The organism is Mesorhizobium sp. 128a, assembly GCF_053848025.1.
The window spans coordinates 1-12,764 of record NZ_JBSPKY010000009.1; the positions used below are offsets into that span (position 1 = coordinate 1).

Consider the following 12,764-nt stretch of genomic DNA (forward strand, 5'->3'; position numbering starts at 1 on the left):
CGGAAACCACTTCGCTGCGCCCCTGCCGTCTCTCCAGGCGTCCAAAGCCTAATAACGCAACAGGCCCCTTGTGGGAGAAGGTGTCGCCGAAGGCGACGGATGAGGGGTGTTCCAGGGAACGCCAGCGCCTCACTCCGCTGGAACACCCCTCATCCGTCTCGGCGCTGCTCGCCGATCCACCTTCCCCCACAAGGGGAAGGCAAGGGCAGCGCCGCGCTAGACCGGCCGATAAACCCGCTCTGCCGTGTTCCAGAAGATATCCGCCTCAGCCGCCGCGCCGTGCTTGGCCACCGCAGCGCGGTGAGCCTTGATGAGTTCGGCGTGGCTGGTCCAGAGCTTCTCGATCGGGAAGTTCGAGCCGAACATCAAATGGTCCGCGCCAAGAATGTCGATCGCATTGTCGACGATGTAGGCTATCAGATCCGGGTCGTTGCGGTGGACGAAAGTGCCCAGGCCTGAGAGTTTGGCGTAGAAGTTCGGCGCTGCCGAGAGCGTGCGCAGGCCGGCTTTCCACGCTTCGGTGGTTTTCTCATCCGTTCCGGTCAGCATGCCGGCATGGGTGAGGATGAAGTTGGTTTCAGGGTTCTCGCCGACCAGCGTCAGCCCGTCCTTCATCTGGGCGGGGAAAAGCTGCAGGTCGAAGGACAGGCCGTAGTCCTTCAGTCGCGCGACATTGGCGCGCACCTTCGGCTCGATGACCTGATCGGCCGAGGCGGCGAAGCGGAAGGCCGGCGTCTCGTGCCAGTGCAGTTGCATGCGCACGCCGCGCAGCAGGGGATACTTCATCAGCCGATCGATCTGGTGACGCACATCGTCCACCGTCATGTCGGCATAACCGACAATGGCATGCGGCCAGCCGGTTTCGTCGGCGGTCTTCTGCAGGAAGGCGACTTCCTTCTCGAAATCTTCCTTGGCCCAGTTGGTCTGGACATAGACCGCCTTTTCGACTCCCGAGCCATTCTGGTCTTCGAGGAATTCCCGGATCGGATAGTCGCGGCGGATCGGCTCGTAAGGGCCGAAGATGCGCGGCACCATCGGCCCGACCAGCCAGGGCTGATCCTGCTGGCGCCAGATGTGAAAATGCGCGTCGATGGCTTTCTGCATCACGATACCCTTTTCCAGATTGTCGAAGCCGCCGGGGCGGGGCGGGCGAGCGACAGGATGAAATCGGTCAGACTCCTGAGCGACGAGCCGTCGATGAGATCGTCGAGGTCAGGCAGGATGCCTTTGAGTGCTGCTGTTTCAGGGTGGAAACGTGGATCGCCGGCCAACGGTGTGGCAAGCGACAGCCGGAAGGCGCGGGCGCTCAGCCGGCGCATCGCTGTTACCAAGGCGCCATGATCGCCGCGCTCCAGCGCGTCCGAAAGGATGACGATTGCGGCACCGCGCGCAAAGGCGGAGAACCGTGGCACGGACAAGAATGCGAGCAAGGTCGGTCCCATGCGGGTGCCGCCATCCCAGTCGTCGACCTGGGCCGCAGCGCGCGCCAGCGCCTGGTCGCAGTCGCGAATGCGCAGCGCCGAGGTGATGCGGGTGAGCCGCGTGCCGAAGGTGAAGATTTCGGCGCGATCCGCGCCTTGCACCACTGAATGCGCGAGCTTGAGATAATCGGCGGTGTGCAATTTCATCGAGCCGGAGATATCGATGAGCATCAGCAGCTTGCGTGGCACCGTCTGTCGGCGGCGAAGCTGCGGCGAGGGGATGTCGCCATCGGCGCTGACAATTTCGCTGAGCGAGCGGCGCAGGTCGAGCTTGCCGCGCGAATGGGTGCGCACGGTGCGGAAGGAGCGGCGGGCGGGCAAGGCGGACGAGAGCTTGCGGCGAAAGGAACCGAGGTCATCGTCGTCGCGCTGGAAATCGCGGGTGCTCAGTTGTTCGTTGGCCGACGACAGCTCGCCGCCCTTCTCCTGGCGTGCGGTCTCACTCTGTTCCTCCTGCCTGCCGCCATCGTCCTTGATGCGAGTTTCCTCATCTTCTTCGCCTTCGACGGAGGGTTGGCCATTGCCATGGAAGTGGCTGCGGAAATGCGCTTCGAATTCATTCCGGCGGTCGGGTGAGGGCGCGAGCGTTGCGAGCGCCGCCTCGTGGATGTCGGCCATCGAGCGCGGCCCGAGCAGGGTTACCGCTTGCATGAAGCTCGAGACTTGTTCGGGGGCAATGGCGAAGGCGTGGCGGCGCAGCAGCTGGGCGAAGCCTAGGAAGGGTTCGGCGGCGCGGGGAAAGCTCTCCTCGCCCCGTTTACGGGGAGAGGATGCAGGCAGGCAGGTGAGGGGCGGCGCCGACGTCTGAGGTTGGCGCTGCCCCTCATCCACGCCTTCGGGGCACCTTCTCCCCGTAAACGGGGCGAAGGGGTCACCCAGGTCCCGGCTCACCCCAGCGCCTCCTCGACAATCCGGCCAAGCCCAGGCGCAATCTCGGTCAGATCCTCCTCGTCCTTGATCAGCACACCGATGGCGCGGCGGAAGGCTTCCGGCCACGGGCTGCCGCCCTTCTCCAGAATGGTCGCGGCATTGGCCCACTCCACGGCTTCGGCGATGCCGGGCGGCTTGGCGAGTGGGCGTGCACGGATGGTCTGCACGGCAGCCGCCACGGCGCGAGCCGTTGCCTCCGCGACATCGCCGGCGCGCAGCATGATGATGGCGGCCTCGCGCTCGGCGTCGGGATAGCCGATCCAGTGATAGACGCAGCGCCGGCGCAGCGCCTCGGCGAGTTCGCGGGTGCGGTTTGAGGTCAGGATGACGATGGGCTGCGCTTCAGCGCGAATGGTGCCACGTTCGGGAATGCTGATCTGGAAATCGGAGAGAAATTCGAGCAGCAAGGCTTCGAATTCATGATCGGAACGGTCGATCTCGTCGACCAGCAGCACGCGCTGCCGAGGCGCCCGCAGCACCTGCAGCAGCGGTCGGGCGATCAGGAAACGATCGTCATAGATGTCGATTTCGTGCTCACCGGCATGGCGGATGGCGAGCAGCTGGCGCTGGTAGTTCCATTCGTAGAGCGCATGCGCGGCGTCGATGCCTTCATAGCATTGGAGCCGCACCAGATCGCGGCCGAGCAATTCGGCGATTGCCTTGGCCGCTTCCGTCTTGCCGACGCCCGGCGCGCCTTCGAGCAGCAGCGGCTTGCCCAAGCGGACGGCAAGGAAGATCGCGGTGGCCAGGCTTTCATCCGCCAGATAGCGCGAAGCGGCGAGGCGATCGGCAATCGCCTCGGGTGAGGCTGCGAGCTGCTCGGCACTTGCTTCTATCATCGCGTCCTCAGCCAGCCGCTTGTGCCTTCAGCGCGCGCAGGATCCGTTCAGGCGTGATCGGCAGCGTGTCGACGCGGACGCCGACGGCGTCAAAGACGGCATTGGCAACGGCGGGTATTTGCGGGTTGGCGCACATCTCGCCCGGTCCCTTGGCGCCATAGGGGCCATCCGCCGATGGACGCTCCAGCACGATGATCTCGGTTTGGGCGAGATCACCTGGGCCCGGCATCAGATACTGGTTGAAGTCAGTGCCGCCATGGTCGCGGTTTGGGTAGTAGGGTTCTGTCGTCTCGTAGAGCGCATGGGAGATACCCATCCACGAGCCGCCGACCAGTTGCTGCTCGACCATCTTTGGGTTCAGCGCGCGGCCGATCTCGAAAATGTTCTTCACCGTCAGCACCGTTACTTCGCCGGTCTCGTCATCGACCTCGACCTCGGCCACCGTGCAGGCATGGACGTAGCAGGTCGACGGCTTCATCGCCCCGGTCTCTTTCTCAGGATAGGAGCGCGGGATCAGGAACATGCCGCGCCCGGAGATCGAACGGCCGCGCTTGAAATGCGCCGACAGCGCGACATCGAAGATCGAGATCGATTTTTGTGGGGCGCCCTTGACGAGAATGTTGCCCTGGCCGTCGGTCTCGAGGTCGGAGGCGTTCACCTCCAACTCCTCGGCGGCCACTTCCAGCATCACCTGGCGGGCTTCCTTGGCCGCCTGAATGACGGCATTGCCGGCGCGGTGGGTGCCGCGCGAGGCGAAGGTGCCCATGCAGTGCGGGCCGGTGTCGGTGTCGGCGGTGTCGATGATGACGCGGTCGGTCGGCACCCCGATGGTCTCGGCGCAGATCTGCGCCATGATCTGCTTCAGGCCCTGGCCGAGATCGACGGATGACAGCGTCACCATGAAATTGCCGGTCGGGGTCGAATGCACCAGCGCCTGCGTCGGGTCGCCGCCGAGATTCATGCCCGTGGGATAGTTGATCGCGGCGACGCCGCGTCCGCGCCGGATCGCCATCTCAAGCTCCCGTCTTGTAGGAGGACATTGCCATGTACTTCTCCGCCACCGGCCAGTCGGCGGCGCGCGAGGCCTCCTGCATGCATTCGATCAGGGCTGCCCCCTCGGTCGGCTGGCGATGCGCCTTCATGTCGCCATCGCGGTAGGCGTTGATGAAGCGGAATTCGAGCGGATCCATGCCGATCAGCCGGGCCAGCTTGTCCATCTGCACCTCCAGCGCAAAGTCGCCGATGGTGACGCCGAAGCCGCGCATGGCCGAGGAGGGCGTGCGGTTGGTGTAGACGCAATAGGTGTCGATCCAGACGTTCGGGATGGTGTAGGGCCCGGGATAGTGTGCGGCGCCCTTCTGCGCGCCATAGGGCGAATGGCGCGAATAGGCGCCGGCATCGGTATACCCCGTCACCTTGCGCGCGACGATGCGGCCATCCTTCATCACGCCGTCCTTGATCACGACTTTTTCGGCCGCGCGCGGTGAGGAAATCTGCATCTCCTCCTCGCGGCTGTAGATGAAGGAGACAGGACGCCCGGTGAGCTTGGCGCCGAGAATGGCGATCGGCTCGACGATCACGTCGACCTTGCCGCCGAAGCCGCCGCCGACCGTGCCGCCGACGAAGTGCAGTTTGGAGCCCGGCATTTGCAGGATGATCGAGGCGTTGTCGAGGGTGAAGAACATCGCCTGCGTGTTGGTGTAGCAGGTGAAACGGTCATTGCTTTCAGGCACTACGACGCAGCCCGTGGTCTCAGTCGGCGCATGCTCGATCGGCGAGGATTGGTAGCTCTGTTCGAGGATATGGTCGGCCTCGACAAAGCCTGCCTCGACATCGCCGAAGCGCACCTTGCGGCATTCGCCGCTGTCATAGAGATAATAGTTCTGGCCGTGATATTCGTTGACCAGCGGCGCCCCCGGCTTCAGCGCTTCCTCCATGTCGAAGACGGCGGGCAGCACCTCGTAGTCGACCTTGACCTTTGCGGCGGCCTCCTGCGCCGCGCGCTCCGTTTCGGCCAGCACAGCCACCACGGCTTCGCCTTTCCAGCGCACCTTGCCGTCGGCCAGCACTGTCTCGTCCTCCGGTCCGATCTGGATCAGGATCAGGATGGTGTAGACATTGTGCGGCACATCCTTGGCGGTGAGGACTTTCACCACGCCTGGATGCTTCTCCGCCTCCGACGTGTCGATCGAGCGGATCCGGGCGTGGTGATGCGGGCTGCGCACCATTTTCAGGTGCAGCATGTCAGGAAAATTGCGGTCGGCGAAATAGGCGGTTTTCCCCGTGACATGGCCCGGCGAATCCAGCCGTGGCCGCCCCTGGCCGATCTCGTGCAGGCCGTCCTTGCGCTGATCGGCGAAATAGTTTTTGCGCAATTCCATTCTTTTGGTCCCCTCAGGCGGCGTTCTGCGAATTGGCGCGCGCAGCAAGCAGCACCGCCTGGATGATCGGCTCGTAGCCGGTGCAGCGGCAGATGTTGCCGCACAGCGCCTCGACCACCTCCTCGCGGCTGGGGTTGGGCGTGTGGTCAAGCAGCACCTTGGCCGCCATGATCATACCCGGCGTGCAGAAACCGCATTGCGTGGCGAAGGCATCGAGGAAGGCGCGCTGCAGCGGATGCAGAACGCCGGCTTCAGCGAGGCCTGATGTGGTGCGGATGTCAGCGCCGCCGCAGGTTTCGGCCAAGGTCAGGCAGGAGAGCCGCAACTCACCGTCGATGATCACCGAGCAGGCGCCGCAGGTGCCCTGATGGCAACCGCCTTTCGGCGACGTGTCGCCGATCTTGTCCCTCAGCGCATGCAGCAGAGTCGTGCCGCTCTCGACGAATTCGGCCTTTTCGGAGCCGTTGAGTGTGAACTGGACCGGGACCTTTGCCATGTTTCCTCCCTTGCGCGCCTGCCCCGAGGGGCAGGCGCGCGCCCCCCGACGTGTTGTCTGGTTAACTCAGCAGTAGCCGCCCGAGATGCACCGGCAGAACTTCAGCGCGATACCAAGCGCTGGCAATCGGATCGGTGATGGGCGAAGTGCCTTTACCGGCGGCGGCCAGAGCCGCCGCGATGCCGTCCTGGTCAAGTTTCCTGCCGATCAGCGCCTTTTCCGCTGCGCGGGCGCGCATCGGCCGGTCTGCCATGCAGCCCAGCGCAATCCGCGCTGACGACAGTGTGCCGTCGGCGGCCTGTTCGAGCATCGCTGCGATGACGAGGACCGAGACGCCCTTCGGCTTGACCCGCGATATCTTCAGGAAGCGGAAGCTGCCATCCTTTGGAAGCGCGAAGCTCACTGACGTAACGATGGCGCGTCTGTCGTCCCGCTTGGCCAGAAAATCCTCCAAAGATAATTCCCCATCATCGGTGCCAATGGTGGCGTCGAGCGCCAACAGGGCGACAGTGAAGTCGCCATAGGGCGCGGGCGCAAATAGATTGCCGCCGACGGTGGCCATGTTACGGATCGCCGGGCCGCCAACGGCGCGCGCGGCTTTGGCAATGTCGCCGAGGTCCGGATGGCGGGCGATCGCCGCCATCGTCACCGAAGCGCCGATGCGAGCCGTGCCGCCCGATACAGTGATGCCGGACAGGGCCGGATCGGTGGAACGGACAAGGCCGGTGATGGAGACATCGCCTTCATTGGCAGCGCGTATTACCAGCGTGCCGCCACCGAGATAGCGCGTGCCGGCGGCCTTCAGGGCTGCGTTGGCGTCCTTCGCCGTCGGGAATGTCTGGAGGGCAAGCGCCATGGCGGGCTCCTTGGCTCAGCTCTGGCCAGCGAAATGGCTCTTCAGCGCGTTGAAGCCGCCCTGGAAGACGTTGGCGCCCATGCCCGCGGCGATCTTGTCGGCCTCTTCGGGCGCGGCGTCGAAGCTTGCGGTCCATTCGGCATAGGTGCGGTCGCCGTCTGTCACCCGGCGCAATTGCAGCGTCGCCTTGTGATTGGTCAGCGGCTGCGGCGTCTCCAGGATGGAGTAGCTGACGAGGAAATTCTCATCGGAAAAGTCGAGCAGTTCTTCACGGATACGCGCGCCGCTGGCGAGCTCGAAATTGCGCACGCAGCCAATGGTTTCCGCGTCCGCGCCGTCCTCGATATGGCTTTCGACCATGCGCGGATGCCAGCCTGGCAGGTCGTTGAAGTCGCGTATGCGCGCCCAGACCTTTTCGACAGGCGCGTCGATGACGCTGGATATGGTGACATCAACCATGGGCTCGTTCCCTTGCAATCAAATTTGCATTCAAGGGTAAGGCGGCGGCGGGTGCTGTGCTTATCAATGGGTCTTGCGGCCCTATCAAGGAGTCTGAAAAACGAGCAGATCGCCTAGGCCATCGCCCGCGCCGCCTCGCGGTAAAGCGTCGGCGGCACACCGACATGATCGCGGAAGAAGCGCGAGAAATTGCCCTGTGTGGTGAAGCCGAGATTGCAGGCGACCGAGATCAGCGGTTCCTGCGACCATTGCAATTGCCGCACGGCTTCCTCCATGCGCAGCGTGTTCCAGTACACGTTGGGCGTCAGATTGGTCTGTTCCTTGAACAGCGCAAAGAAATGCGGCCGCGACAGGCCGACGCTGCGGGCGACGTCATCGAACGAAATGCGCTCACAGACATTGGCCTTCATCAGCTGGATCGCCTTGCGGACACGGAAATCCTGCATGGTGTTGATGCGGATGCGCGCCTCTTGCGGCGCCGAAGCGTCGGCGGCGTCGAGCACGGAGTCGATGAAGCGCTCGATCTCGTAATTGGCGATGTCGTCGACGCTTTCATTGTCGCTCAGATGGTCGAGCAGATTGGCGGCTGCCTGGTGCAACCAGGGTTCGAGCGTGATCGCGGCCTGGGCAAACAGCGGCGCCGACGAAGGCAGGTCGCGGCGCCGGCGCGCCCAGTCGGGATCGATGTAGAAGGCGAGGAACAGACCCGGCCTGCCATTCTGCGACAGGATATGGCTATGCGGCTGGAAAGAGTTGATCCCTGCCGCGGTGCCGGGACCCAAGGCCACCGTCTCGCGGCCGATGGTCATTTCGCCGGCCGTGCCTTCCAGCCAGATGATGATATGGGCCTCGACATGGGCATGGGTGACGAAGTCGCTGGCGACATTCAGGACAGAAACATGTCCGAACCGGCCCCAATAGAGCCTGATCGCGTCCGTCATGGGTATATCCTCCCGCAGACGACTGGCCTCCCTTCGCCTGCATTGGCGATTGTGCGGCTGAGTTTAGGTTCGCGTCAAGGTATGGGGGTTTGGATGGGCGCCGATGCTGATCCATGCCGGCCGATTTTCAGACTGAGCGATAGGTAGAAAAGAGAATAGCGCTGACGCTGGTTTCTCCTTCTCCCACAAGGGGGAAGGGAAGTGGAACTTCAAACCGAAGCCGTCATGCCGCCGTCGACATAAAGAGTGTGGCCGTTGACGAAGGACGATGCGTCCGACGCCAGGAAGACGGCGGCGCCGATCAGTTCGTCGACAGTGCCCCAGCGGCCGGCCGGCGTGCGCTTTTCCAGCCAGGCGGAGAATTCGGCATTGTCGACCAGCGCCTGGTTCATCTCGGTGCGGAAATAGCCTGGCGCAATCGCATTGACCTGCAGGCCATGTTTCGCCCAGTCGGTGCACATGCCCTTGGTCAGGTTGCGGATCGCGCCTTTGGTTGCGGTATAGGGGGCGATGTTGGGCCGGGCGAGTTCGCTCTGTACCGAGCCGATGTTGATGATCTTGCCCTTGCCCCGCGCGATCATGTGACGAGCCACCGCCTTGCCGACATGGAAGGCACCGGAGACATTGGTCTTGAACAGCCGCTCCCACTGCTCCTCGGGAAAATCCTCGAGCGGGGCGCGGAACTGCACGCCGGCATTGTTGATCAGGATGTTGATGGGACCGATCTCGGCCTCGATACGGGCGACATCAGCATCCACCGCGCGAAAATCCGTCACGTCGAAGGTCGAGGCATGCGCCTTGAAGCCGGCATCGCGCAAGCCGGCGACAGCATTGGCGACTTTGTCCGCCTCGCGGCCGTTGAGCACGACGCTTGCGCCATGTTCGGCAAGGCCGCTCGCCAGCGCCAGGCCAATGCCCTGGCTGGAGCCCGTGATGAGTGCCAGCCGCCCGCCAAGGCTGAACAGGGATTTCGACGTCAAAGCAATGGTTTCCAGCGAAAGGTTTTAGTCGTTGCGCCTGAAGTTGCGGATGCGGTCGAACAACACCGCGAGCAGGATGGCGCCGCCGATGAAGACACCTTGCCAGAAGGCGTTGATGCCGAGCAGGCCCAGGCTGTTGCGGATCACTTCGATGAGCGCAGCGCCGACAATGGCGCCGAAGGCGGTGCCGACGCCACCGGCGAGGTCCGCACCGCCGATGACGGTGGCGGCGATCACCTGCAGCTCCATGCCGTTGCCGAGGTTGGTGGTGACGGCGCCGAGCCAGCCGGTCTGGATGATGCCGGCAATGCCTGCCGAGAGCGCCGAGATCATGTAGACGGCGACCTTGATCTGGCGCACCGGAACGCCGGTCAGCGTCGCCGCATGCTCGTTGCCGCCGATGGCGAAGATGTGCCGGCCGAACTTGGTCCAGCGCAAGGTGAAGCCGGTGATCAGCGCCAAAATGATCATGTAGAGCACGGGATTGGCGATGCCGAACACCCAGGCGCCGCCGCCCAGTGCCAAGAGCTTGTCGTGGTCGGGGCCGAACTGGAAGACCACGGTGTTGTTGGAAGCGACCATGGCCAGGCTGCGCGCGATCGACAGCATGCCCAGCGTCACCACGAAGGGTGGAAAGCCGAGATAGGCGATCAGCACGCCGTTGAAAGCGCCGATGGCGAGCGCGGTCGCAATCGAGGCGAGGATGCCGATCTCGATCGAATAGCCGGCATGCATGGTGACGGCCAGCACCATGGACGACAGACACAGCACCGAGCCGACCGACAGGTCGATGCCGCCGGTGATGATGACGAAGGTCATGCCCAGCGCGATGATGGCAACGAAGGTGATGTTGCGGGTGATGTTGTAAAGGTTCTTCGAGGTGGCGAAGGCGTCGGTGGCAAACGACAGGAAGATGCAGGCGAGGATGACGGCGATCACCACCCAGAAGGTCTGGTTGGAGAACATGCGCGACAGAAAAGTGTGCTGTTTCTGCGCGATCGTCTGGTCAAGGGTGACTGCCATTATCGACCTCTCCTGCCGATGGCCAAGTGCGCCGGCGTGGTTAACTGCATCCTGCTCATGCCACTTGCTCGATGGCTCCGGTGATCAGCCCGGTGACTTCCTCGGGCGAACTTGAAGCGATGGTCTTGTCGGCGACCTTCCGGCCGCGCCGCATGACGATGACGCGATCGGCCACGTCAAAGACGTCGGGCATGCGGTGGCTGATCAGTACGACTGCGATGCCCTGATCGCGCAGATGGCGGATCAGATTGAGCACCTCGGCCACCTGCCTGACCGAAATAGCCGCCGTCGGCTCGTCCATCAGCACGATCTTGGCCTGGGACAGCATGGTGCGGGCGATCGCCACCGCCTGGCGCTGGCCGCCCGACATCTGCTTGACGAGGTCGCGGGGCCGCGTTTCCGATTTCAGCTGAGCGAAAAGCTGGCCGGCGCGCTTGTACATGGCGGCGTAGTCGAGGACGCGGAACGGTCCGACGCCCCGGCGCAGCTCACGGCCGAGATAGACATTGGCGGCGGCGGTGAGATTGTTGCACAGCGCCAGGTCCTGGTGAACGATCTCGATGCCGTGCTGGCGCGCATCCGCCGGCTTGTGCAGGATCAGTTCCTTGTCTTCCAGCCGCATGATCCCGTGGCTCGGGTGGAAATTGCCGGCGATCATCTTGACCAGCGTCGACTTGCCGGCGCCGTTATCGCCCATCAGGCCGACAACTTGTCCCGGCTCGATCGCCAATGAGACATCGTTGACCGCCTGGATGGCGCCGAAATGTTTCGAGATGTTGGTGAGTTCGAGAACCGCCACCAGACTTTGCCTCCCACGTTTTGGCCGCCGGTCGTTTGCCTCAGCCTTCGCTATCTCAACGTCCTCCCAGAGGCAGCGATAACCGGCATTTACGCAAAGCCTGTGCGGTCGTCAATTGTCAGACGAATAAGAAAGCAGCTTATATCGAATGGTTTGTGCCGCTGGAATCTAAAAATCAGTTTTGTAGGACAAATAGGATTGACGTTGGCCGCGAGCCGATATTAGCTGTGTGCTGGAGGGCATCCAGCCGACCCCACGCCGGCTTGCCGGGCGGGTCAGTAGGGGTGTGCGGTCTTTGCAGGTTCCATTCGAACCTCACTGACCGAATTGAAAATGCTTATCGATCCGGCCTGGCCACACGAGCGCTCGCATGACGATCCTCGGTCCGCCGCATCCGGGTTGGTCTGTGTGGCGGGCACGCCGTGTCCGTTTGTTTGCAAAGGGAGGACTGACATGAGGAAAACACTTTTGCTCGCTGCCGTCGCCGCCATGGCGCTGGGCGCCGGGCCGGCTCTGGCCAAGAAGCAGCTCGTCATCGTGGTGAAAGGTCTCGACAATCCGTTCTTCGAGGCCATCCACCAGGGCTGCGAGAAGTGGAACAAGGAAAACGCCAGCTCGGAATATGAATGCTTCTACACCGGCCCGGCGTCGACTTCCGACGAGGCCGGCGAGGCGCAAATCGTCCAGGACATGCTGAGCAAGGCCGATACGGTGGCAATGGCGATTTCGCCGTCCAACGCGCCGCTGATCGCGCAGACGATCAAGACCGCCAATCCGACGATCCCGATCATGACGCTCGACGCGGATCTCGCCAAGGAAGATGCGGCGCTGCGCAAGACCTATCTCGGCACCGACAACTATCTGATGGGTCACAAGATCGGCGAGTACATCAAGAAGGGCAAGCCGAACGGCGGCACGATCTGCACCATCGAAGGCAATCCGGCGGCCGACAACATCCTGCGCCGCGCGCAAGGCATGCGTGACGCGCTGTCGGGCAAGGAAGGCCTCGCGGCACTTGCCGGCGAAGGCGGCTGGACGGAAGTCGCGGGATGCCCGGTGTTCACCAATGACGACGGCGCCAAGGGCGTGCAGGCGATGACCGACATCCTCGCCGCCAACCCCAAGCTCGACGCGTTCGGCATCATGGGCGGCTGGCCGCTGTTCGGCGCGCCGCAGCCCTATCGCGACCTGTTCGGGCCGCTCAAGGACCGCATCGCCAGCAACGATTTCGTCATCGGCGCCGCCGACACGATCGGCGACGAAGTGGCGATCGCCAAGGATGGCCTGGTGACCGCGCTGGTCGGCCAGCGGCCGTTCGAAATGGGCTACAAGGCGCCGTCGGTGATGATCGATCTGATCGAAGGCAAGAAGGTCGACGATCCGGTGTTCACCGGCCTCGACGAATGCACCAAGGATACGGTCGACACCTGCATCCAGAAGTAGTTTCGGCAATACCGGGGCGTCCTTTGAGGGCGCCCCGTCACATCCCTCAGGGACAAGGACAGGCAGCATTGTCGGGGCGGCAAGCTCCGGCTTTGACGGGCCCATGCGCCTTTGCTTCGACGAAGGTTGGCTTTCG

The 12,764-nt window shown here is 63.5% G+C and carries 13 protein-coding genes; 1 reads left to right on the plus strand and 12 read right to left on the minus strand.

Annotated elements, in window-relative coordinates:
* Window positions 1-216: 216 nt before the first annotated feature.
* The 12 genes from ACWTU9_RS16145 to ACWTU9_RS16200 all read right to left on the minus strand — a co-directional run bounded on the left by ACWTU9_RS16145 (window position 217) and on the right by ACWTU9_RS16200 (window position 11,185).
* Entirely contained in the window at window positions 217-1,104 is an 888-nt protein-coding gene (locus tag ACWTU9_RS16145) for an amidohydrolase family protein (RefSeq protein ID WP_455859151.1), read from the minus strand.
* On the minus strand, window positions 1,104-2,372 hold the full coding sequence (locus ACWTU9_RS16150) for a vWA domain-containing protein (RefSeq protein WP_455859152.1): 1,269 nt from the start codon (window positions 2,370-2,372) through the stop codon (window positions 1,104-1,106). The genes ACWTU9_RS16145 and ACWTU9_RS16150 overlap by 1 nt, the downstream gene beginning before the upstream one ends.
* A complete protein-coding gene (locus tag ACWTU9_RS16155) occupies window positions 2,369-3,250 on the minus strand; it encodes an AAA family ATPase (RefSeq protein WP_455859153.1) in 882 nt (293 codons plus the stop codon). The genes ACWTU9_RS16150 and ACWTU9_RS16155 overlap by 4 nt, the downstream gene beginning before the upstream one ends.
* Before the next feature lie 7 nt (window positions 3,251-3,257).
* The gene (locus tag ACWTU9_RS16160; RefSeq protein ID WP_455859154.1) at window positions 3,258-4,262 is read right to left on the minus strand and encodes a xanthine dehydrogenase family protein molybdopterin-binding subunit; all 1,005 of its coding nucleotides are present in this window, start codon (window positions 4,260-4,262) and stop codon (window positions 3,258-3,260) included.
* 1 nt (window position 4,263) lies between these two features.
* The gene (locus tag ACWTU9_RS16165) at window positions 4,264-5,631 is read right to left on the minus strand and encodes a xanthine dehydrogenase family protein molybdopterin-binding subunit (protein ID WP_455859155.1); all 1,368 of its coding nucleotides are present in this window, start codon (window positions 5,629-5,631) and stop codon (window positions 4,264-4,266) included.
* A 13-nt stretch (window positions 5,632-5,644) separates the two neighbouring features.
* Window positions 5,645-6,127, minus strand: a complete 483-nt coding sequence (locus ACWTU9_RS16170) for a (2Fe-2S)-binding protein (protein ID WP_455859156.1) — start codon at window positions 6,125-6,127, stop codon at window positions 5,645-5,647.
* A 61-nt stretch (window positions 6,128-6,188) separates the two neighbouring features.
* A complete protein-coding gene (locus tag ACWTU9_RS16175; RefSeq protein ID WP_455859157.1) occupies window positions 6,189-6,983 on the minus strand; it encodes an FAD binding domain-containing protein in 795 nt (264 codons plus the stop codon).
* Between the two features lie 15 nt (window positions 6,984-6,998).
* On the minus strand, window positions 6,999-7,442 hold the full coding sequence (locus tag ACWTU9_RS16180) for an SRPBCC family protein (RefSeq protein WP_455859158.1): 444 nt from the start codon (window positions 7,440-7,442) through the stop codon (window positions 6,999-7,001).
* A 113-nt stretch (window positions 7,443-7,555) separates the two neighbouring features.
* Window positions 7,556-8,383, minus strand: a complete 828-nt coding sequence (locus tag ACWTU9_RS16185) for a helix-turn-helix domain-containing protein (RefSeq protein ID WP_455859159.1) — start codon at window positions 8,381-8,383, stop codon at window positions 7,556-7,558.
* A gap of 209 nt (window positions 8,384-8,592) precedes the next feature.
* Entirely contained in the window at window positions 8,593-9,369 is a 777-nt protein-coding gene (locus tag ACWTU9_RS16190; RefSeq protein ID WP_455859324.1) for an SDR family oxidoreductase, read from the minus strand.
* 18 nt (window positions 9,370-9,387) lie between these two features.
* Entirely contained in the window at window positions 9,388-10,386 is a 999-nt protein-coding gene (locus ACWTU9_RS16195; protein WP_454574788.1) for an ABC transporter permease, read from the minus strand.
* A 55-nt stretch (window positions 10,387-10,441) separates the two neighbouring features.
* Window positions 10,442-11,185, minus strand: coding sequence for an ATP-binding cassette domain-containing protein (locus tag ACWTU9_RS16200; protein ID WP_454574789.1), 744 nt, complete (start codon window positions 11,183-11,185; stop codon window positions 10,442-10,444).
* A 453-nt stretch (window positions 11,186-11,638) separates the two neighbouring features.
* On the opposite strand from ACWTU9_RS16200, the gene ACWTU9_RS16205 reads away from it, so the two are divergent.
* A complete protein-coding gene (locus ACWTU9_RS16205) occupies window positions 11,639-12,628 on the plus strand; it encodes a sugar-binding protein (RefSeq protein ID WP_454585291.1) in 990 nt (329 codons plus the stop codon).
* Window positions 12,629-12,764 lie beyond the last annotated feature (136 nt).